This is a genomic window from Pseudomonas sp. GW821-FHT11D10, assembly GCF_058808435.1.
Window position 1 is genome coordinate 98,447 of the sequence record NZ_JBXARR010000009.1, and the last position, 21,118, is coordinate 119,564.

Consider the following 21,118-nt stretch of genomic DNA (forward strand, 5'->3'; position numbering starts at 1 on the left):
GAGATTGCTCCCATGAGTCAAACCAAACTCAAGGTCGCCATCATTGGTTCCGGCAACATCGGCACCGACCTGATGATCAAGATTCTGCGCAACGCCAGACACCTGGAAATGGCGGTGATGGTCGGGATCGACCCTGCATCCGACGGTCTCGCCCGTGCCGAACGCATGGGCGTCGCGACCACCCACGAGGGCGTTGAAGGCCTGACCCGCCTGAACGCGTTCAAGGACATCGACTTCGTCTTCGATGCCACCTCGGCGGGTGCCCATCTGGAGAACGAAAAGCTCCTGCGCGCGATCAAGCCGGGTATCCGCCTGATCGACCTCACTCCGGCGGCTATCGGCCCTTACTGCATTCCAGTGGTCAACCTGGAGCAAAATCTGGATCGACTCAACGTCAACATGGTCACCTGTGGTGGTCAGGCGACCATTCCAGTGGTCGCCGCCGTATCGCGTGTTGCCCGGGTTCACTACGCCGAAATCGTCGCCTCGATCGCCAGCAAATCCGCCGGCCCCGGCACCCGCGCCAACATCGACGAGTTTACGGAAACTACTTCCAGAGCCATCGAAATGGTGGGTGGGGCGTCCAAAGGCAAGGCGATCATCATCATGAACCCCGCCGAACCGCCGCTGATGATGCGTGACACGGTGTTCGTGCTGTCCGAAACCGCCGATCAGGCGCAGATCGAGGCTTCCGTCGAGGAGATGGTGGCGGCAGTCCAGGCCTATGTGCCGGGCTATCGCCTGAAACAGAAGGTTCAGTTCGACGTCATTGCCGAATCGGCCCCCCTGAACATTCCGGGGCTGGGACGCTTCAGCGGCCTCAAAACCTCGGTATTCCTCGAGGTCGAAGGCGCCGCCCATTACCTGCCAGCCTACGCCGGCAATCTCGATATCATGACCTCCGCTGCCTTGGCCACCGCCGAGCGCATGGCGCAGTCGATGCTCAACGCCTGAGGGGCCCGACATGACATTCAATCCCGGCAAGAAAATCTACATCTCCGACGTGACCCTGCGCGACGGCAGCCATGCCATCCGACATCAGTACTCACTGCAGAATGTGCAAGACATTGCGCGCGCACTGGACAAGGCCAGAGTCGATTCGATCGAAATCGCTCACGGCGACGGCCTGCAGGGTTCGAGCTTCAACTATGGCTTTGCCGCCCATACCGATCTGGAATGGATCGAAGCGGCGGCCGATGTCCTCAAGCACGCCAAAATCACCACCCTGCTGCTGCCGGGGATCGGCACGGTGCACGACCTCAAGGCCGCCTATGACGCCGGCGCACGGGTGGTGCGCATCGCCACGCACTGTACCGAGGCCGACGTTTCGAAACAGCACATCGAATACGCTCGCGAACTGGGCATGGACACCGTCGGTTTCCTGATGATGAGCCACATGATCGCCCCTGAGCATCTGGCGGCTCAGGCCAGGCTGATGGAAAGCTATGGCGCGACCTGCGTGTACATGGCCGACTCCGGTGGCGCGATGAACATGCAGGACGTTCGCGATCGCTTCCGGGCTTTCAAAGCCGTTCTGAAACCGGAAACCGAAACCGGCATGCACGCCCACCACAACCTGTCGCTGGGCGTCGCCAACTCGATAACCGCTGTCGAGGAAGGCTGCGACCGGATCGATGCAAGTCTGGCCGGAATGGGGGCTGGCGCCGGCAACGCGCCGCTGGAGGTTTTTATTGCCGCCGCCGAACGTCTCGGCTGGAACCACGGCACCGACCTCTACACGCTGCTCGACGCCGCCGACGACATCGTCCGCCCGCTGCAGGACCGGCCAGTGCGGGTCGACCGTGAAACGTTGGCACTGGGTTATGCCGGCGTCTATTCAAGCTTCTTGCGGCATGCCGAAATTGCCGCCGCCAGATATGGCCTCAAGACCCTCGACATTCTTGTCGAGCTGGGCAAGCGGCGCATGGTCGGCGGGCAGGAAGACATGATCGTCGACGTCGCGCTGGATCTGCTCAAGCGTTGAACCGTGCAACATGGCCGGCTTACCGCCCACGCAGCGGTGGGCCGGTCTCTGAGCTGTATCGGGTGGAGCTCCGGCAGCGTGTGCGCTACGACTTCGGGCGCCGACGACAGGCGCCTTGTTCTTATCATTTGACGAGCCGTTTTTCCTTGGACGGGCGATAACCGAAGTAAGCGCTGTAGCATTTGCTGAAATGACTCGGCGACACAAACCCGCACGCCACCAGCACGTCCACCTGAGAGAGCTCGGTGTGTTGCAGCAGACGCCGGGCCTCGGTGATGCGCAGTTCCATGTAATAACGCTGCGGCGTGGTGCCCAGTTGTTCCTTGAACAGTCGCTCCAGTTGACGCCGGGATCGGCCGGCATACACCGCCAGTTGTTCCAGCTCCAGCGGCTCCTCCAGATTGGCGTCCATCAGCTTCACCACTTCACGCAACGGCGCGCTGACGCAGATGTTCTCGGTCGGTTTGATCCGCCGGTAACGCGATTCCTCGAACGCCAGAATGTCTTCGATGCCTTCGACCAGCGCTTTGTCGTGCAGGCCCTTGATCCAGTCCAGCGCCATGTGGAACGCGCCGGACGGACTGGACGCGGTCAAGCGGTCGCGGTCGATCACGTAGGGTTCGCTGCTGACCTGGGTCGCCTTGGAAATCTCCGCCAGCGCCGGTCGATGCTCCGGGTGAATCGCACAGCGATAGCCTTCCAGCACCCCTGCCCGGCCCAGGAACCACGCGCCGTTCCACAACCCGGCCAGGATCACGCCGGCCTCGGCGGCCATTTTCAGCAGGGTGATGAACTCGTCGCTCGCCTTCAATTCCGTGCGGTAACCGCCGCAGATCACCAGCAGGTCGAGCTCCTGCAACACGCTGGTTTCCAGACGCGAGTCCGGGCGGATTACCAGCCCCAGGTCGCTGATCACTTCTCCGTCGCTCAAGCCGAAAGTGCGCGTGGAAAACAGACCGGGGCGCAGCAGATTGGCGGTGACAAGGGTGTCCAGCGCCTGGGTGAAGGCCGGCAGGGAAAAATGCTCCAGCAGCACAAACCCGGTGCGGGTCATGCGTCCCGGCCCGCTGGCGGGCTCGTTCAGGTAGCGAAGGTTCTTGCCCTTCATGCCACCGCTGAATTGGCGTCGTTCGATCAAGGTGTGGTCCATCGGTTTCATTGTTGTAGCGCCATGCTAACCGCCGGGGCGGCAAAATACTCGGGAATGAACGCAATTCGCCCCAACCGGTACGCGCGTACCGATCGGGGCGAAAGTGACCTGCGAAAAAACGCGATGAATCAGGACGCGTCGATCCAGATGGTTTTCAGCTCGGTGTACTGGTCATGGGCCCAGATCGACTTGTCACGCCCACCAAAACCCGACTCCTTGTACCCGCCGAAAGGCGTCGACGCATCGCCCTCGCCGAAGCAGTTCACGGTGACGATGCCGGCACGAATCCCCCGCGAGAGTTTCAGCGCATGGCGCAGGCTGCCGGTGTACGCCGAGGCGGCCAGGCCATAAGCCGTGTCGTTGGCCAGGCTGATCGCTTCGTCGACTGAGGTGAACGTAGTCACGCTCAGCACCGGGCCGAAGATTTCTTCCTGGAACAGACGACTGTCACGGCTGACGCCATCGACGATGGTCGGCTCGACGAAGATGTTGTCGGCCGTGTTGCCCCCCACCAGCACCGAAAGGTTTTCGTCCCGGGCATGGTCGAGGTACGAACGGACCTTCTCGAAATGCGCCTTGCTGATCATCGAGCCCAGACGGTTTTCCGGGTCCAGCGGATCGCCCATTTTCCAGTCGGCCAGATGCACCTGCACGCGCTGGAGCAGTTGCTCCTTGATGTCCGAATGCACGATCAACCGCGACGAGGCCGAGCAGTTTTCGCCCATGTTCCAGAACGCGCCGTTGACCACGTGCTGGGCGACCAGATCGACGTCTTCGACATCGTTCATCACCACCGCCGGGTTCTTGCCACCGCACTCCAGCACGATGCGTTTCAGGTTGGTTTCGCTGGAGTACTTGAGGAACAACCGCCCGGTATCGGTCGAGCCGGTGAAGCTGACCATGGCGACGTCCGGGTGACGGCCCAGCGGTTCGCCCGCCTCCTTGCCGCCGCCGGGCACCACGTTGAACACACCGGAGGGAATCCCCGCCTGATGCGCCAGCTCGGCTACGCGCAGGGTGCTCAGGGTGGTTTCCTTGGCCGGTTTGACCACGATCGAGCAGCCGGCGGCCAGCGACGGGCCGATCTTCCACGCGAGCATCAGCAGCGGGAAATTCCACGGCAACACCAGACCGACCACGCCAATCGGTTCGCGCACGACCATGGTCACCGCGCCGTTACCGGTCGGTGCGGTCGAGTCGTAGATCTTGTCGATCAGTTCGGCGTGCCAGCGCAGGGTATGAATCGTCTCGGGCACGTCGATGTTCTGGCATTCGCGGATCGGTTTACCGCTGTCGAGGCTTTCCAGCACCGCCAGTTCATGGGAGTGGTCTTCCAGCAATTGGGCGAACCGCAGCAACACCGATTTGCGTGCTGACGGTGCCAGCCCCTGCCAGCGTCCGTCCTCGAACGCAGCCTTGGCGGCGGCGACAGCGACGTCCACGTCCTGGGCACCGCACGCAGTAATCTCGGTCAACACCGCTTCAGTGGCCGGGTTGGTCGTGGTGAAAGTCTTGCCGGACAGCGCGCTGCGGAACTCGCCGTTGATGAACGCCTGATTGCGAAACTCGAGCTTCGCCGCCAGTTCGCGGTATTGCGCTTGACTCAGAAGATCGGCCATTTCAAACCTCCGCGACGATGCGCGCCACATTCTGCTTGAGGGTTTTGATCACGCTTTCCAGCACTTCCTTCTCGGACGCCTCCAGCGGCTGCATCGGCTTGCGCACGCCGCCGGCACGCAGGCCGACCAGTTCGCTGCCGTGCTTGATCGACTGCACGAACTTGCCGCTCTCCAGCACATCCATCAGCGGCAACAGCGCCGACATGATCCGCCGGCCCTTGTCGAAGTTCTTCTCCAGAACGCAGGCTTCGTACAGCGCGATGTGCTCGGCCGGAATGAAGTTCGAACCGGCGCAGACCCAGCTGCGCGCGCCCCAGGCGAAAAACTCCAGGGCCATGTCGTCCCAGCCGCAGGACAGCTGAATCGAAGGGTGCGAATGCGCCAGACGATGCAACTGGGCGGTGTCGCCGGAGCTTTCCTTGATCGCGACGATGTTCTTGCAGCCGGCAATCGCCTCGAAGAATTCCGGGCCCATCGCTACGCCCATCCGCGCCGGATAGTTGTAAAGCATGATCGGCAGGCCGGCGGCCTTGTCCACGGCCAGTACGTGGGCGGCGATTTCCTTTTGCGTCGGCAAGGCATACGGCGGCGAGCCCACCAGAATGGCGTCGGCCTCGATCGACTTGGCGTGCTCGGCGAAGGCCACCGCATCTTCGGTGCGGATCCCGCCCGTGCCGATCACCAGCGGAATGCGGCCGTTGATCACTTCCTTGGCGCGCTCGGCCACTTTCAGCCGCTCGGCGGTGGTGTGGGCGTAGTACTCGCCGGTCGAACCACCGATGACGATGCCGTGAACCCGCGACTCGATCAGGTATTCGACCACTTCGGCGAAGGCCGAATAATCGATCTGGCCATCGGCGGACAAAGGCGTAATGGCAGGGGTAAAGATGCCGTCAAAGTTCATAGGTTTTTCTCCAGTGGTTGCAGTGTTCAATTCATTGGCTCGAAGCCGTTAAGGCTCGGACAAAATTCAGTTCAGCGAAGCAGCCTGTTGCAGGTTGAGCGAGCGGGTTTCCGGCGCGAGCACCCACGACAGCACCAGGCCGACCAAGGTGACGGCCGCCGCGATGTACATGGTCTGGGCGATGCCCAGCGTGCTCAGGGAAACCGGCACCAGATAAGTCCCCGCTGCCGCGCCGATGCGCGACAGTGACGTGCCGACACCAACGGCAAAGGCGCGGATTTCCGTGGGAAACAGTTCATTGGGGTACACCAGCGTCAGCACCTGGGCGCCACCGATGAACAAGGCGTAAACGGCAAAGAAGGCGAGCACCAGCGCATTGGGCCCGGCGTGACCGACGGCCAGCCCGAGCAGCGCAAGGCCGGAGCAGAGAAAGCTGTAGATCAACAGATTGCGTCGGCCCACACGGTTGATGATCCGGGTCGAAATCACGCAGCCAATGACAAAGAACAAGGTAATCGCCACCGATCCCAGGGACGACCAGTCGCCCTGCAGATTCAGCGCGGCCAGCACCTTCGGTGCGAAGGCATACACGGCAAACAGCGGCACCACCGAACAGGTCCAGAACACCACCACAAACAACATGCGTTTGCCGTAGCCAGAGTGCAGCAGGTTGAAGATCGTCAGCTTCTCGCCCACGCGATGTTCGGGGAGATTGGCCAGGGAGAAGTCGTTGCCGTAGACCTGTTTGATGATCGCTTCGGCTTCAGCGGCGCGGCCCTTGCTCAGCAGCCAGCGCGGCGACTCGGGGGTGCCGATGCGCACCAGAAACAGCATGGCGCCGATGATCGCCGCGCTGGCCAGCACCAGCCGCCAGGCATCGGAGCCCCACAGCTTGAACATCAGCTCGCCCACGACATACGCCGTTGCAGCCCCGGCGAACCACATGATCGTCAGCGTCGCCAGACGCGGGCCGCGATATTTGCGTGGCATGAACTCGACCAGCAGCGAAGTCGCCACCGGGTACTCGATACCGACCGCCACTCCCAGCAGCAGCCGCAGAAAAAACAACGCCACCGCCGAATCGACCCACAGCTGCGCCAGCGAGGCCACGATGAACAGGGTCGGCCCGACAAACAGCAGACGCTTGCGCCCCAGCACATCGGTCAGCCAGCCGCCAAGAAAACCGCCGAAGAAAATGCCGATCAGCGCCGAGGCGGCGATCATGCCTTCCCAGAAATCGTCCAGTGCCAGAGACCTGGACATGTGCACCAGCGCCACACCGATGATGCTCAGAACATACCCGTCGACAAAGGAGCCACCGGCCGAACGGATCGTCAGCAGACGATGAAAGCCATTGAGCGGTACGTCCTCGATTGATACAGCAACGTTGTTCATTTCTTGTCCATGTATTCAGTGCATCGCTACTTCAGTTCATCGCGCAGGTCGGGCGATGAGCGTTCAACTTTCGCGGCCGGCGCGGTATTGCCCCCACTTCAGGTTCATGTTCACGCCCAGCGACAGAAACGGTTCGGGCGGGTTGCCCGTCGGCCCCGGGGCCTGCAACAGAAAATCGATCAAGCCGTCGCGCTCCCCGGCCAGCCAGTCGGCCAGCAATTTGCCGGTGACCGTGCCACGGGTGACGCCCAGGCCATTGCATCCCAGCGCGCCGTACACGTTCGGCGCCAGTTCGCCGAAGAAGCCGTTGTGGTTCCTCGACATGGCCAGCGCCCCACCCCAGGTGTATTCGAACTTCACCCCCGGCAGCATCGGGAAGCGCTGATCGAACGAGGCGCGGTGCCGGCGCACGAAGCGCTCGTTGTATTTGCTGTTGCTGCGGCCATCGGGGTTGAAGCTGAAGCTGTTGCGGATCAGCAAGCGGTTGTCGGGAGTGCGCCGCACGGTGGTGCCGAACGGGTCGGCCGGAATCGCGCCCCAGAACGGTTTGCCGCCCAGACGCGCCTGCTCCTCTTCGGTCAGCGGGCGGGTGATGCTGGCGTAGGTGTAGATCGGCAGCATGCGGCCCTGGAGAAAACCGAAGCGCATGCCGAACGAGTTGTTGGCCAGGATCAGTTTGTCGGCGGTGATGCTGCCGTGAGCGTGCTTGAGCAACGTCTTGGCGACGTACTCCACTTCCAGAATCGGCGTGCGTTCGTAGAGGGTGACGTTCGCCGGCAAACTGTCCGCCAGGCCCTTTACCAGCGCCGACGGCTGAACCAGCACCGCGCCGGGGGTGAACAACGCCTTGCGATAGAAACGGGTGCCCAGATGCTCGGGCAATTCTTCGGCCTCGATCATCTGATACGGCTGACCGAGCTTGTCGAGACCCCGGCGATAAGCCTCAAGCACCGCGATGCCGCGCTCTTCCACGGCGGCCTGATACTTGCCGCAGGCTTTCATCTGGCAATCGATACCGAACTGATCGACCAGATTGCGCAGGATCGACTGGCCTTCCAGGTTCAGCTTCAGACTGATCCGGGCCAGGTCGATATCGCCGATATAGTCCTCGGCCCCGATGTCGTGGGGCAGATCGATCGCAAAACCGGCATTGCGACCGGACGGTCCCAATCCCACTTCCTGCGCTTCGATCAGCACCACTTCATCGTCGGGGAAGTTCAGCGCGAGCTGGCGTGCCGCCGCCAGCCCGGTGAAGCCGGCACCCACGACCATCCAACGCGCCGAACGGTGGCCGCGATGGCCAGGCTCGGGGCTGCGCGGCCGGCTCAGGTGGAACCAGCCACAGCTGTCATCATCGGCGGGCAGCGAACTGACTTTCATAGTGTTGAACCGTTTATTGTTGAAATGACAAATCGAACCCGACACGAAGCAAACGCGCGGAATCGCGTTGAATGAAAACAGTCATCGAAGTTGCGTAATCAAATGGGGTTGAATGACGGCTTTTCGCCCGGCGTTTTGCGCCACTGGATAACCGTCACTCGAACCAGCGAACAACCTGCTTACTTGGCCGCAGCCCGCGCATCGCTCAGCCAGCTGTCGTAACTTTGCTGGTGGGCCTTGATCCACTCGGCGGCGTGGCGCTTGATGTCGGCCAGGGACTTCTCGCCCTGCTGCATCTTCAGGTTCTGCGCACTTTCGTCGGCGGTGCTGATGCTGACTTCGGAGAGGAACTTGCGGGCCACCGGGTTCTTCTCGGCGAACTCCTTGTTCATGACAACGTTGACCGTGTCCACCGGGAAACCGAGGTTCTTGCCTTCGTAGAAGGTGTCCTTGCTTTCCTTGCCGTCAGGCAGATCGGTGTACGGCACCGGCAGCCAGACCACGTCGCGCCCTTCGACCAGCACGCTGGAAATCCACTGCGGCACCCAAGTGAAGAACAGCACCGGTTTGCCTTGCTGGTAACGGGCAATGGTGTCGGCCATCAATGCGAAGTACGAGCCACGGTTGTCGACGACGGTCGGTTCCAGGCCGTAGGCCTTCATGTGGTGCTCGACCATGACTTCGCAGCCCCAGCCCGGGTTGCAACCGGTCAGGTCGGCCTTGCCGTCACCGTTGCTATCGAACAGCTTGGCGATCTCCGGCTTCTTCAAATCCGACAGATCCTTGATGTGATAGGCGTCTGCGGTTTTCTTGTCGATCAGGTAACCCTGCAACACGCCTTTCATGATCTGCCCGACCTTGACCATCACGTCATCGCCGCCAGCCTTTTCATAAAACGCTTCGTGCAGGTGCTCCCACTCATGCACGGTGAAATCCGCATCGCCGTACGACAGCGCCAGGAACATCGCCGGGTAATCGGTCTCCTTTGGCTGCTTGACGTCGTAGCCCAGTTCCTTGAGCCCGGCCACAACCACTTCACCGCGAAAGCGCTCTTCGGCGATGGTCGGGAAAATCGGCGTGATCGACACACCGGCGCCGGGCTTGTTGGCGTCAGCCGCGAACGCCGCCGAGCACAGGATCGTGCCCATGACTGAAGCAACCACACCCGCCACAACGCTTTTCTTGAGATTTGCCAGTTTCATGTTTCACCACGCTTTGGAGTTTTAATCGGTGAGCAGAAAGGTTCAGTTAATAACCGCACGAGCAACGTTCTTCTTGTTCTTCAACTTCATGACCAGGCCGACCGGCCCGCTCTCATACCAGCGCTGTCCGGTGGCCAGATCGCTGCTGCGTTCACCCATGGCCTGGGTCAGGCGATCGAGGAACACCGCCAGCAACACCAGCCCTGCTCCGCCGACACTGGCCAGGCCCATGTCGAGACGACCGATGCCGCTGAGCACCATCAGCCCCAGCCCGCCGACCGAAATCATCGAAGCGACTACCACCATCGACAGCGACAGCATCAAGGTCTGGTTCAAGCCGGCCATCATGGTTGGCGCGGCGAGTGGCAATTGAACCTTCATCAGCATCTGCATCGGTGTGCAGCCAAAGGCCCGCGCCGCCTCGACCTTGTCCGCCGGCACCTGACGGATGCCGAGGTTGGTCAGCCGCACCAACGGCGCGACGGAGAAGATGATCGTGACAATCACGCCGGGCACGTTGCCGATGCCGAACAGCATCACCACCGGCACCAGGTAGACGAACGCCGGCAGGGTCTGCATGGCGTCGAGCACCGGGCGGATGACCATTTCCGTGCGGTCGCTGCGAGCGCACAGAATGCCCAGCGGAATCCCGATTACCGCGCAGAACAACAGCGAGGTCAGCACCAGTGCCAGGGTGACCATGGCGTCGTTCCATACGCCGATCAGCCCGAGCCCGGTCAGGGTCGCCACGCTGAAGATCGCGATGCGTTTGCCGCCGATCTGCCAGCTGATCAGCCCGGCGATGATGATGAACACCGTCGGCGGAAGGGAAAGCAGCCCCCACTGGACGCCGTCGAGCACCTGATCGACCGGCCAGCGAATCGAGCGGAAGACATCCCGGAAGTTATGCACCAGATATTTAAGAGCCGTTTCAACCCACGACCCCAGCGGAATATTCAAACTCTGGAAGGTATCCAGAAAGTTAAAGTCGGACATGACGCTACCTCGCACTTGCGTACTGCGTGATCATTCTTGTTTAACAGAAGCTCAGCTATTACCCAGGCAACTTAAAAGATGCCCCTGCGAGATCGAACCTTTATAAAGTCCAACTTCATCGACTACCGGCATTGGCGTAGATGAAGCCGCAACAAGGTGAAAGATCTCGCGCAAGGAAGCGTCGGCCTTTATCGGAGTTTGACGACCCGGTTCATAAACAATGCCCGAATCGGTTTGTGCGATATCGCCGGCGCGCAATATCCGGCTGGTGTCGAAACCGTTGAAAAAGTCCCGGACATATTGGTTCACCGGGTTGCACAGCAGCTCTCGGGGCGTGCCGATCTGCACCACGCGCCCGCCCTCCATGATCGCGATGCGGTGACCGATGCGCACGGCTTCTTCAATGTCGTGGGAGATGAAAATGATGGTGCGATCCTGCTCGGCCTGAAGCTTGATCAGCTCGCCCTGCATTTCGCTGCGGATCATCGGATCAAGCGCGGAGAACGCTTCGTCCATCAGCAGGATGGCCGGATCGTTAGCCAAGGCGCGGGCCAGGCCGACCCGCTGTTGCATGCCTCCGGAGAGCTGATGAGGAAAGCACATTTCCTGACCGGAAAGCCCGACTTGCTCAAGGGCGCCCATGGCCCGGCAGTAGCGTTCCTTTTCGCTGACACCGCTGATTTCCAGGCCGAAGCTGACGTTGTCGATGACGCTCATGTGCGGCATCAGGGCAAACGACTGGAACACCATGCCCATGTCTTTGCGGCGCACCTGCAACAGGTCCTTGTCGCCCAGGCCGGTGATTTCCCGGCCATTCAGAAAGATGCTGCCGGAGGTCGGTTCGATCAGGCGATTGAACAGTCGGACCATGGTCGATTTGCCGGAACCGGACAAACCCATGATGACAAAGATCTCGCCTCGTTTGACCGAGAAGTTGGCATCGAATACACCGATGGCCTGGCCGGTCTTTTTGAATACTTCCGCTTTCGATGCGCCTTCTTCGATCAACTTCATGGCCAGGGCTGGCTGAGTACCGAAGACTTTATAAACATTCTTTACGCAAATTATTTCGTCGGAGCGAGTCATACCTTGCCTCCATCGCGTAGTGCATATTCGGGTTCAAACAATATGCAATCGAGCGAAACTGGTTTTGAGCGGCAGCGGTAATAGTTATATGTCGTCACGACGGGTTTCCTTTTATTATTTTTGGGACCCCAGGAACGAGGGACGTTTCAAATTTATTAGCATCCCCCTGCTTAATCCAACGACATTTACAGGGACATGTTGATAACGTCGGGTTATCGATTCCGCCGCTCTCCCCCGTTTGAAGCAGGCATCGCCTGCCAGCGACCGCGACTATCCTTGCTGCGACGCCGGCGTATCCCTGCGCGCAGGCTTGGGCTACCCTCGTCGCGCTTCGCCCGGGAGCCGTATCGTGAGGAGGCCGTACAGATGACCAAGCATGTCGACCCAGACACCATCTTGCTGAAGATGCCGTCCTTGAGGGCCGTAAAGGCATTTGTCGCGGCCGCGAAGTACCAGAGTTTCACCCGTGCCGCCGAAGCATTGTGCGTTTCCCAAGCCGCGATCAGCCGGCAGATCCGCGAGCTGGAAAGCTACCTCGGGGCGCAGTTGTTCACCCGCGTCGGGCGGGCCGTTGAACTCACTTCGGCGGGCGCGCTGTTCTTCGATGCCGCGCAGCTGTCTTTCGTCAACATCGCCCAGGCCGCCGAGCGCATCCGCAGCAGTCAGTCGGTCAAGAAGGTGCTGACCATCTGTTGCTCCCCGGCGTTCTCTGCACTGTGGCTGTCGAATCACCTGCCGGAGTTTTTCGCCCAGAGCGAAGGCATCGAGCTGAACCTGATCACCACCCAGAACTTCCTGACCATGGAACCGGGCGTGCAGCCCGACGTGTTCATCACCAAGATTTCGCGCATTCGCGAGGGCTATCGCAGCTACCCGCTGTGCCACGACCTGATCTACCCGGTGTGCACGCCGCAGTATCTGGAGCAGCACCCGGAAATCGCCACCATCGAAGGCGTGCGCGATTCCGCCCTGCTCAACCTCAGCCCTTACGGTCGCTCGCAAGTCGCCGAGCATGTCGATTGGGGCGTGTGGCTGGCGTTTCAGTCCATCGACATCGACGACCGCCCCGCGACCAGCCCGCAGATTTTCAACGCCAACGACTACAACCTGCTGATCAGCATGGTGCTGACCCATCAGGGTATCGCGCTGGGCTGGAATCATCTGGTTGCGCCGCTGTTGCAACGCGGTTTGCTGGTGCGCCCGATCGAGCAGGAAGTGCAGCTGCGCAACAGCTGGCATTACCTGAGCTGCCGCGAAAACGCCGACAACGAAGACGCGCTACGGCGGTTTCGCGAGTGGATCCTGTCGAAGTTCCCCCGTCGCTAGCCATCGATTTGGTTATCAATTGCCCGACGAAAATGTCGTTGGAGCCGCACAACCTTCCTGACTCATTGTGGAGCGGCGCCGGCCGGGATCTGGCCGGTCCCCCTCACAGGAAGGAATTGTTTAATGTCACTCTACGAATTCTGCCGCGACTTTGACTTCATCCAGGCCCCGGCCAAGACCCGGGAGATTTTGCAAAACAGCCTGCTGGATATCGTCGGCGTCATGGCCGGTGCCGCGTCCAATGACACGAGTGTGGCGCTGCGCCGTTTTGCCGTCTCCCACTATCCCGCCGGCGAGTACGGCAGTCGTCTGCTGTTCGACGGTCAGCGTGTGAGCCTGCTGGGCGCGGGTTGGGCCGGCGGCTTTTCCGCCGACAGCCTCGATGCCCACGAAGGCCATTTCCGATCCAAGGGGCATGCCGGCGCGACCGTGGTGCCGGCCCTGCTCGCCCTCGCCGATGCGCTGCATCACCAAGGCAAGGAAGTCAGCGGGCATGAGCTTTTGAGCGCGCTGTGCCTCGGTTATGAAACTGGACTGCGCGCTGGAACAGCCCTGATGGCGACCTCTCCGACCTACCACGCGTCCGGCGGCTTTTCGGCGATTGGCGTGGTCTGCGCCGGGGCCCGCTTGCTCGGTTTTGACGAGCCGACCTTTCGCCATGCCTTGGGCATCGCCGAATACTTCAGCGCCCGTTGCCCGATGATGCGTCTGATCGCTTTTCCAACCATGTTGCGTGACGCCCACGGCAGCGGCGCCTTTGTCGGTTTGAATGCGCTGCTGATGGCCAAGGAAGGTGTGACCGGTGCGCCGGCGGAAACCGTCGAGGACGCCTCGGTCGCCGAGCACTGGCTCGACCTTGGTCAGCGCTGGGAAATCGACAGCCAGTATTTCAAACCCTGGCCGGTGTGCCGCTGGGCGCAACCGGCGCTGACCGCGATGCTGCAACTGCAACAGGAGCATCCTGCGCTCAATGCTGAGGGGATCGAGACAATCCGCGTCGAGACCTTCTACGAGTCGATGTGTCTGCAAGGCCACACCCCGGCGGATGCCGATCAGGCGCAATACGCCCTGGCCTTTCCGCTGGCGGCACTGATCGTCAGGGGCAAACTCGGCCCGGACGAAGTCACCGGCGAATCGATCCACGCCGCCGACATCCGCGCCTTGAGCGCACGCATCGAGATCGTCGAAGCCGCCGACATTTCCGCGCGTTTCCCCAATGAAATCCTTTCGCGCGTCACCGTCACCCTGAAAAACGGCAACGTCCTCGTCAGCCCGATCACCGCCGCGCGCGGCGATCCCGAAACGGCCCTGAGCCGCGAAGAACTGGAGCAGAAGTTCGATCTGTTCGCCTCAAGCCTCGGCAGCGAACGCAGCCTCGCGGTGAAACAGGCGATTGGCAATCTGGGCCAGTCTGCGTCCGCCATCGCCACGCTCGCGCCGATCTTCGAACGGGTTCACCCATAACCGCAACGCATCGATTGCCCGCAGGAAATGTCGTTTGTGACGGCATTCCCGGCGCGGCTAGGCTGCTGACTATCGTCGCCCCCGAGCGGGTACGGCCATAACGCGCATGACGAGGATAACAATGAACAATAAAGACACCGTGGTTGACCTGATCGCCCAGCGCAAACCCTGGCACTCGCTGCCGGGCGCCCTCTACAAGGATGAAAACGTCTATCGCCAGGACCTCGAACAGATCTGGCACAAGGACTGGATTTTCGCCGGGCACACCTTCGAAATTTCCAAACCCGGCCAGTACTTCACCCTGCAGATCGGTGATTACCCGGTCGCGGTAGTGCGCGGCAAGGATGGCGAAGTCCGGGCGTTTCACAACGCCTGCCGCCATCGCGGCGCCAAGATCTGCGAACACGAGCACGGCAAGGTCGCGAAAATGGTCTGCCCCTATCACAAGTGGACCTACGAGCTGGACGGCAACCTGCTGTACGCCGGCAACATGGGCCAGGATTTCGACAAGGCCCAGTACAACCTCAAGTCCGTGCACTGCGAGATCGTGCACAGCTATATCTTTGTCTGCGTCGCCGCCAAGGCGCCGGACTTCGAAGGCTTTCGCAAGGCCGTCAGCCCGTTCATCGCCCCGCATTATCTGGACAACTGCAAAGTGGCGTTCGAGTCGACCATCATCGAACAAGGCAACTGGAAACTGGTGTTCGAGAACAACCGCGAGTGCTACCACTGCGACGGCTCCCACCCGGAACTGCTGAAGTCCTACGTCGACAACCCGTCCGTGGGCGGCGCCGGTGGCGAGGATGATCCGCACCTGACGGCCTACTGGAACACCTGCGAGAAAGCCGGGCTACCGAGCCGTCTGGTGATGGACATCAACGGCCAGTACCGCATGACCCGCATCCCGCTGTCGTCCGGGGCGGTCAGCTACACCATGGACGGCAAGCCTGCGGTGAACGGGCGCCTGGACAAAACCGCTGAACCGGACATCGGCGCCCTGCTCTATTTCCATTACCCGTCCACCTGGAACCACTTCCTCGGCGACCATGCCCTGAGCTTCCGGGTTCTGCCGATCAGCGCCACGCAAACCATGGTCACCACCAAATGGCTGGTGCCGGACACGGCGGTGGAAGGCGTGGATTACGACCTCGAACGCCTGACCAAAGTCTGGATCGCCACCAACGATCAGGACCGCACGCTGGTCGAAGGCACCCAGCGTGGCGTGACGTCCCCGTCCTACGAACCGGGGCCGTACTCGGAAACGGCGGAAACCGGCGTCTGCCAGTTCGATGACTGGTATTGCGCCACGATGCTGGACCGGCTCAAGGGGCCGATTCCGTTGAAGTCCGTGGGCTGACCGGCATGCGCGACAACGCCGGTTTTTCAGGAGAACTGACGTTGCCGGGTCGCGTACCAGCAAAGCAGCGATCCGGCGGTCACCAGCACCGCGCCCTGCCAGAACTGCATCTGCAAACTGACCCCCAGCCACAACGCGGCGAAGGCCGAGGACAGCACCGGCGCGCCGTAGGACGCGGTCGCCAGCAAGGTCAGGTTGCCGCGCAGGATGCCGATGTTCCACAGCGCATAACCGCCGGCCATGGCGATGCCGGTGGCGATCAGTTCGAGGGAGCTGCCCAGCGTGAAGGCAGAAATCCGTTCACTGCTGAAGCCCCATTTCACCCACAGCACAATGGCCGTCAGCACGAAAAACAGCACCACCAGACTCTGCCCGTTGGCGTAGCGGCGCGTGACGTTGCAATACAGCGCGAACGTGATCGCACAGGCCAGCGCCAGGCTGTAACTCAGCGGGTTGGAATTGACGTTGGCGATGATCCCCGGCAGCGACAGGCCCTGACCGCTGACCACCCAGAGGATGCCGAACAGCGCGAGCGCACTGCCGGGAACGATGAACCAGCGGGTTTTCTGCCCGTTCATGAAGATCGCCAGCACCACCGTCAGGCACGGCCACAGGTAATTGACCACGCCCAGTTCGATCGCCTGTTGCCGGTCACTGGCAAACCCCAGCGCCAAAGACAGGCACACCTCATACGCAACGAACAACCCACTGCCGAGCAGGAGATAGAGTGTTGACGTGGAACGAAGACGCGGTCGCCCGAGAAACATCACCAGCAGGATCGCCCCCAGGGTGTAAATCATCGCGGCCCCGCCCAGAGGGCCGAAATGTTCACTGACGCCCCGGATCAACCCGGCGGCGGTGCTCCACAACACAATCGCCAACAGCCCGCACGCCGTGGCGGCACGCTCGCCTCTTATCTGCATCATTGCCTCTGGATCAACATCGCGATTCGACCGCACAGGCTAACGAGGGAAACCGGATCGATACAGCGACTTTTCATCTGGGCAATGAATGCGCTGGGGTTATCGATCCTGTCTTTATCAATCCGGGCTGCGTCTCAACGTCGCAGGCCCGGCACCTTGGCAAACGCCACACAAGGCTTAAAATCGCGCCTCCTCTTGCAGTCGCCCGAACGGCGCCTGCCCGCAGCCATGACAACCCTCAGGTTTGAACAGCCGGCCACTTTCACACAGTGCGCCAGGCTCAATCGTCCTGCCCGTTCGGCGGTCGTTTGTCTTCAACACACTTCGGCTTGGCACTCGCATGCGCAGAGGCGCACGTTCCGCTGTTCGATCACTTGAGGTTTTTATGACACCGCGTTTGCTGGCCATGGCGCTGGCGCCCCTGCTCGGGCTCTTCATTGTTGCCCTGGGCAACGGCTTTCTGTCTTCTTTGACCACCCTGCGCCTGGGCGCTGCCGGCGAATCGGCGACGATGATCGGCATCGTGTCCTCGGCCTATTTCGCCGGTCTGACGCTCGGCGCGATCTTCAACGACCGGCTGATCCTGCGCATCGGCCATATCCGCGCCTACAGCAGCTTCGCCTCGCTGATCGCCGCGACCATCCTGCTGCAAGGGCTGTTTTATGACACCTGGGGCTGGGTCGTCCTGCGCCTGATCAACGGCTGGGCCACGGTCGGCGTGTTTCTGGTGATCGAGAGCTGGCTGCTGCTGGCCGGTGACGCGAAGATTCGCGGCCGTCTGCTGGCGCTGTACATGATCGTCCTCTACGGCGCCGGCGTGCTGGGTCAGGCGTTTTTGGGAAAAATCACCGGGCTGGGCGACACGGCGCCGTTCATGGTCGCCGGCATGCTCGCGACCTTGTCGGTGCTGCCGATCGTGATCCTGCCGCGCGTATCGCCGCTGCTGGAACAGGTCGAACCGCTCAAACCACGGGCCTTGCTCGGCGTGTCGCCCACCGGACTGGTCGGCTGCTTCGGCTCCGGCGTGACCATCGCGGCGATCTACACCCTGCTGCCGCTGTACCTGCAACGCATCGGCCTGAACGTCGGCGAAGTCGGCAGCATGATGGCCTGGACGATCCTCGGCGCAATGCTGCTGCAATACCCGGTCGGGCGCTGGTCCGACCGCAAGGATCGCCTGCAGGTGCTGACCGTGCTCTGCGCCGCGTGCACCGTGCTGTCGCTGGTGATCGTGCTGGTGCCGCTGTCCTCGGCCATGCTCGCGGCGATGCTGTTCCTGCTGGGCGGTGGCGTGTTCGCGTTGTATCCGGTTGCGGTCAGCCACGCTGCCGACCGTGCGCCGGTCGAAACCCTGGTGCCGATGATTCAGGGCATGTTGCTGATCAACTCGCTGGGCTCGGCGATGAGCCCGCTGCTGATCTCGCCGGCGATGAACGCCCACGGCGAAACCGGCCTGTTCTGGGCCTTCGCGCTGGTCAACCTGGCCATGGTGACGTTCTTCTTCTGGCGTCGCGGCAAGCGTCCGGTGCCAGCCAATCCGGCGCCGTTTGCGGCGGCAGCGACCTTCTCGCCAACCGGCGCCGAGCTGCGGGTGACCGAGGATCTGCGTCAAGCCGCGCAAGAGCATCCGCCGATGGTCGATGCGTTGAGTGGCGAAGCGGCGCCGCCAACGGGATCGCGCTTCGAAACCCATTGAGTTTCTGGCAGGCATAAAAAAACCGGTGACTTTCGTCACCGGTTTTTTTTATTTATCGCACAGCAGCCTCTGAATCAGTGCGGCGCGCGCGGGATCGTCTTCATCAGATCCTCAGGGCTGATATGCCCCACCACACTGCCCGGCTGCGGCAGATTCAGGATGTGGCCCTTCATCTTGCCGATCACGTGCATCTCGCACGGTTTGCAGTCGAACTTCAGGGTCAGCACTTCATCGCCGTGAATCAGCTGCATCGGCGCGACTTTGGTTTTCACGCCGGTCACGCCTTTGGCCTGTTTCGGGCACAGGTTGAAGGAGAACCGCAGGCAGTGCTTGGTGATCATCACCGGCACTTCGCCCGCCTCTTCGTGGGCCTCGTACGCCGCGTCGATCAGCTTCACGCCGTGACGGTGGTAGAAGTCGCGAGCCTTCTGGTTGTAAACGTTGGCCAGGAACGACAGATGCGCTTCCGGGTACACCGGCGGTGGCGTGGTCTCGGCCTTGCGCGAACCGCGCGGGTGGGCGGCAACGCGGGCGGCGGTCAGCGCTTCGATCACTTCACGGCGCAACGACTTGAGCTGCGAGTTCGGGATGAAGAACGCTTGCGGCGCATCCAGCTTGATCGAGGTCGCGTGGTACTCGGTGGTGCCGAGCTGGCCGAGCAGATCGTGCAAGGTCTCCAGCGCCTGTTCCGGTTTGTTGGCGACGCCGAACGGGCCTTCCAAAGCAACGCTGGCGCTGATGCCCTCTTCGCTGGTCACGGTCAGTTCCAGACGCTCTTCACGCAGCTTCGCCAGCCAGCTCACGCCGATACGACGCTCGGCGGAGGTCTTGAGCAAGGCCTGCTGCCAGTTGTGGTCGAGGTTGCGGTTCAGCGGATGGTTCGGGCGCAGCTTGTACAGACCTTCCGGCATTTCGTTCGGCTCGACGCGGTAGCGGTAGCGCTTCTCGCCTTCTTCCTCGAACTCGCCCTTGGCTTCGGCGATGTTGGCGCGGAAACCGACCACTTCGCGCTTGACCAGCACGTTGAGGCCGTCGCCGTTGGACAGCGGTTCGTGGGTGATCACCTGCATGTCACGCTTGCCGACTTTCTCGACCGTACCCACCGCCAGACCGGTGAAGGTCGGCGAATCGAAGGCGCCGATGTCGATCTTGCGCTCGCTGACGAAGTAGTCGGTGCTGCCACGGTGGAAGGTCTTTTCCGGGTCCGGCATGAAGAAATGCGCGGTGCGGCCGCTGGAGGCGCGGGCCAGGTCCGGACGGTCGTTGAGCACGTCGTCGAGGCGCTGGCGGTAATAGGCGGTGATGTTCTTCACATAGCCCATGTCCTTGTAGCGACCTTCGATCTTGAACGAACGCACACCGGCCTCGACCAGCGCGCGGATGTTGGCGCTCTGGTTGTTGTCCTTCATCGACAGCAGGTGTTTTTCGTAGGCGATCACGCCGCCCTTTTCGTCTTTCAGGGTGTACGGCAGACGGCAGGCCTGGGAGCAGTCGCCCCGGTTGGCGCTGCGCCCGGTCTGCGCGTGGGAAATGTTGCACTGACCGGAAAACGCCACGCACAACGCGCCGTGAATGAAGAACTCGATGGCGGCATCGGTTTCATCGGCGATCGCGCGGATTTCCTTGAGGTTCAGTTCACGGGCCAGTACCAGTTGCGAGAAACCGGCCTGATCGAGGAACTTGGCCCGCTCAAGGGTGCGGATGTCGGTCTGGGTGCTGGCGTGCAGCTCGATGGGTGGAATGTCCAGCTCCATCACGCCCAGGTCCTGGACGATCAGCGCATCGACGCCGGCGTCGTACAACTGATGGATCAGCTTGCGCGCCGGCTCCAGTTCGTTGTCGTGCAGGATGGTGTTGATGGTGGTGAAGATGCGCGCGTGATAGCGACGGGCAAATTCCACCAGTTCGGCGATTTCGCTCACCTCGTTGCACGCGTTATGGCGCGCACCGAAGCTCGGGCCGCCGATGTACACCGCGTCGGCGCCATGCAGGATGGCCTCGCGGGCGATGGCCACGTCACGGGCGGGGCTGAGCAGTTCCAGGTGATGTTTGGGCAAGGACATATGTTTTTTTAGTCAGGCTGTCACGGTTGAGGCGCGCATTGTAGCCGCGAAACGCGTGGGCGGCACGCCTGTGCTGCCGGGTGGCAGCCCTGCTCAGTGCTGAGCTGCCCTACCGAACCGCAAACTCAGGCCTTGGCGGCCATCGCAGTCACTTCCACCTTCATCCCTTCAACCGCCAGCGCCGCCACGCCAACCGCCGCACGCACCGGCCATGGCTTGGCGAAGAAGCGCTTGTACACCTCGTTGAACGCGGCGCGATCAGCCATGTCGGTCAGGTAGATGGTCAGGTGCAGCACGCGCTCCATCGAGCTGCCGGCCTTTTCCAGCGCCACTTTCAGCGCCTGCAACGTGCATTCGCTTTGCGCGGTGACGTCGCCCAGTTCCAGACTTCCGTCGGCGCGGGTCGGAATCTGGGTCGACATCAGGATGCCGTTGAATTCGGTCACGTCCGAAGAGATCGAGTCTGCATCCGGATCCGGGGTGTAGGTGATGTCTTGGTTGGCCATGGGAAAGTCCTTCGCTGGCAGTGAGGACGGCGCCATCGCGCGCCGTTTCGGGCGGCCAGTTTACAGA

17 protein-coding genes are annotated in these 21,118 nt (G+C 61.7%); 6 read left to right on the forward strand and 11 right to left on the reverse strand.

The window, feature by feature from the left end:
* Positions 1-12: 12 nt before the first annotated feature.
* Both AC1RT4_RS23485 and dmpG read left to right on the forward strand, forming a co-directional pair.
* On the forward strand, positions 13-954 hold the full coding sequence (locus AC1RT4_RS23485; protein ID WP_493088211.1) for an acetaldehyde dehydrogenase (acetylating): 942 nt from the start codon (positions 13-15) through the stop codon (positions 952-954).
* A gap of 10 nt (positions 955-964) precedes the next feature.
* Complete coding sequence (dmpG, locus tag AC1RT4_RS23490; protein WP_493088214.1) at positions 965-1,984, forward strand: 4-hydroxy-2-oxovalerate aldolase; 1,020 nt, start codon at positions 965-967, stop codon at positions 1,982-1,984.
* A 124-nt stretch (positions 1,985-2,108) separates the two neighbouring features.
* On the opposite strand, the gene AC1RT4_RS23495 is transcribed toward dmpG, so the two are convergent.
* The 8 genes from AC1RT4_RS23495 to AC1RT4_RS23530 form a co-directional block, all read right to left on the reverse strand.
* Positions 2,109-3,134 (reverse strand): GlxA family transcriptional regulator, encoded by a 1,026-nt coding sequence (locus AC1RT4_RS23495; RefSeq protein WP_493088487.1) that lies wholly within the window; start codon positions 3,132-3,134, stop codon positions 2,109-2,111.
* Between the two features lie 128 nt (positions 3,135-3,262).
* Positions 3,263-4,753: an aldehyde dehydrogenase gene (locus tag AC1RT4_RS23500; RefSeq protein ID WP_493088216.1), complete on the reverse strand. Its 1,491-nt coding sequence runs from the start codon at positions 4,751-4,753 to the stop codon at positions 3,263-3,265.
* A 1-nt stretch (position 4,754) separates the two neighbouring features.
* Positions 4,755-5,657 (reverse strand): dihydrodipicolinate synthase family protein, encoded by a 903-nt coding sequence (locus AC1RT4_RS23505; protein ID WP_007955394.1) that lies wholly within the window; start codon positions 5,655-5,657, stop codon positions 4,755-4,757.
* A gap of 66 nt (positions 5,658-5,723) precedes the next feature.
* Positions 5,724-7,052 carry an MFS transporter gene (locus AC1RT4_RS23510; protein ID WP_169430062.1) on the reverse strand — a complete coding sequence of 443 codons (1,329 nt, stop codon included), beginning with the start codon at positions 7,050-7,052 and terminating at the stop codon, positions 5,724-5,726.
* Positions 7,053-7,115: 63 nt separating this feature from the next.
* Complete coding sequence (locus AC1RT4_RS23515; RefSeq protein WP_493088219.1) at positions 7,116-8,432, reverse strand: NAD(P)/FAD-dependent oxidoreductase; 1,317 nt, start codon at positions 8,430-8,432, stop codon at positions 7,116-7,118.
* 179 nt (positions 8,433-8,611) lie between these two features.
* On the reverse strand, positions 8,612-9,634 hold the full coding sequence (proX, locus tag AC1RT4_RS23520; protein WP_192564685.1) for a glycine betaine/L-proline ABC transporter substrate-binding protein ProX: 1,023 nt from the start codon (positions 9,632-9,634) through the stop codon (positions 8,612-8,614).
* Positions 9,635-9,676: 42 nt separating this feature from the next.
* Positions 9,677-10,630, reverse strand: a complete 954-nt coding sequence (proW, locus tag AC1RT4_RS23525; RefSeq protein ID WP_493088221.1) for a glycine betaine/L-proline ABC transporter permease ProW — start codon at positions 10,628-10,630, stop codon at positions 9,677-9,679.
* A 51-nt stretch (positions 10,631-10,681) separates the two neighbouring features.
* Positions 10,682-11,716 carry a quaternary amine ABC transporter ATP-binding protein gene (locus tag AC1RT4_RS23530; RefSeq protein ID WP_423205561.1) on the reverse strand — a complete coding sequence of 345 codons (1,035 nt, stop codon included), beginning with the start codon at positions 11,714-11,716 and terminating at the stop codon, positions 10,682-10,684.
* A 366-nt stretch (positions 11,717-12,082) separates the two neighbouring features.
* Between AC1RT4_RS23530 and AC1RT4_RS23535 the strand changes: the two genes are divergently transcribed.
* From AC1RT4_RS23535 to AC1RT4_RS23545, 3 genes are all read left to right on the forward strand, one after another.
* A complete protein-coding gene (locus AC1RT4_RS23535; protein ID WP_114882519.1) occupies positions 12,083-13,042 on the forward strand; it encodes a LysR family transcriptional regulator in 960 nt (319 codons plus the stop codon).
* Positions 13,043-13,165: 123 nt separating this feature from the next.
* Positions 13,166-14,506, forward strand: a complete 1,341-nt coding sequence (locus tag AC1RT4_RS23540; protein WP_493088224.1) for an MmgE/PrpD family protein — start codon at positions 13,166-13,168, stop codon at positions 14,504-14,506.
* A 121-nt stretch (positions 14,507-14,627) separates the two neighbouring features.
* Positions 14,628-15,863 carry an aromatic ring-hydroxylating oxygenase subunit alpha gene (locus tag AC1RT4_RS23545; RefSeq protein WP_493088226.1) on the forward strand — a complete coding sequence of 412 codons (1,236 nt, stop codon included), beginning with the start codon at positions 14,628-14,630 and terminating at the stop codon, positions 15,861-15,863.
* A gap of 26 nt (positions 15,864-15,889) precedes the next feature.
* On the opposite strand, the gene yddG is transcribed toward AC1RT4_RS23545, so the two are convergent.
* Complete coding sequence (gene yddG, locus AC1RT4_RS23550) at positions 15,890-16,786, reverse strand: aromatic amino acid DMT transporter YddG (RefSeq protein ID WP_493088228.1); 897 nt, start codon at positions 16,784-16,786, stop codon at positions 15,890-15,892.
* Positions 16,787-17,171: 385 nt separating this feature from the next.
* Here yddG and AC1RT4_RS23555 point away from each other — a divergent pair, with 385 nt between their 5' ends.
* Positions 17,172-18,482, forward strand: a complete 1,311-nt coding sequence (locus AC1RT4_RS23555) for an MFS transporter (RefSeq protein WP_493088230.1) — start codon at positions 17,172-17,174, stop codon at positions 18,480-18,482.
* A 74-nt stretch (positions 18,483-18,556) separates the two neighbouring features.
* Here the strand turns inward: AC1RT4_RS23555 and AC1RT4_RS23560 are convergent, their stop codons facing one another.
* Both AC1RT4_RS23560 and AC1RT4_RS23565 read right to left on the reverse strand, forming a co-directional pair.
* Positions 18,557-20,545: a peptidase U32 family protein gene (locus tag AC1RT4_RS23560; RefSeq protein ID WP_085747454.1), complete on the reverse strand. Its 1,989-nt coding sequence runs from the start codon at positions 20,543-20,545 to the stop codon at positions 18,557-18,559.
* Positions 20,546-20,670: 125 nt separating this feature from the next.
* Positions 20,671-21,051, reverse strand: coding sequence for a RidA family protein (locus tag AC1RT4_RS23565; protein WP_230737439.1), 381 nt, complete (start codon positions 21,049-21,051; stop codon positions 20,671-20,673).
* Between the last annotated feature and the right edge of the window lie 67 nt (positions 21,052-21,118).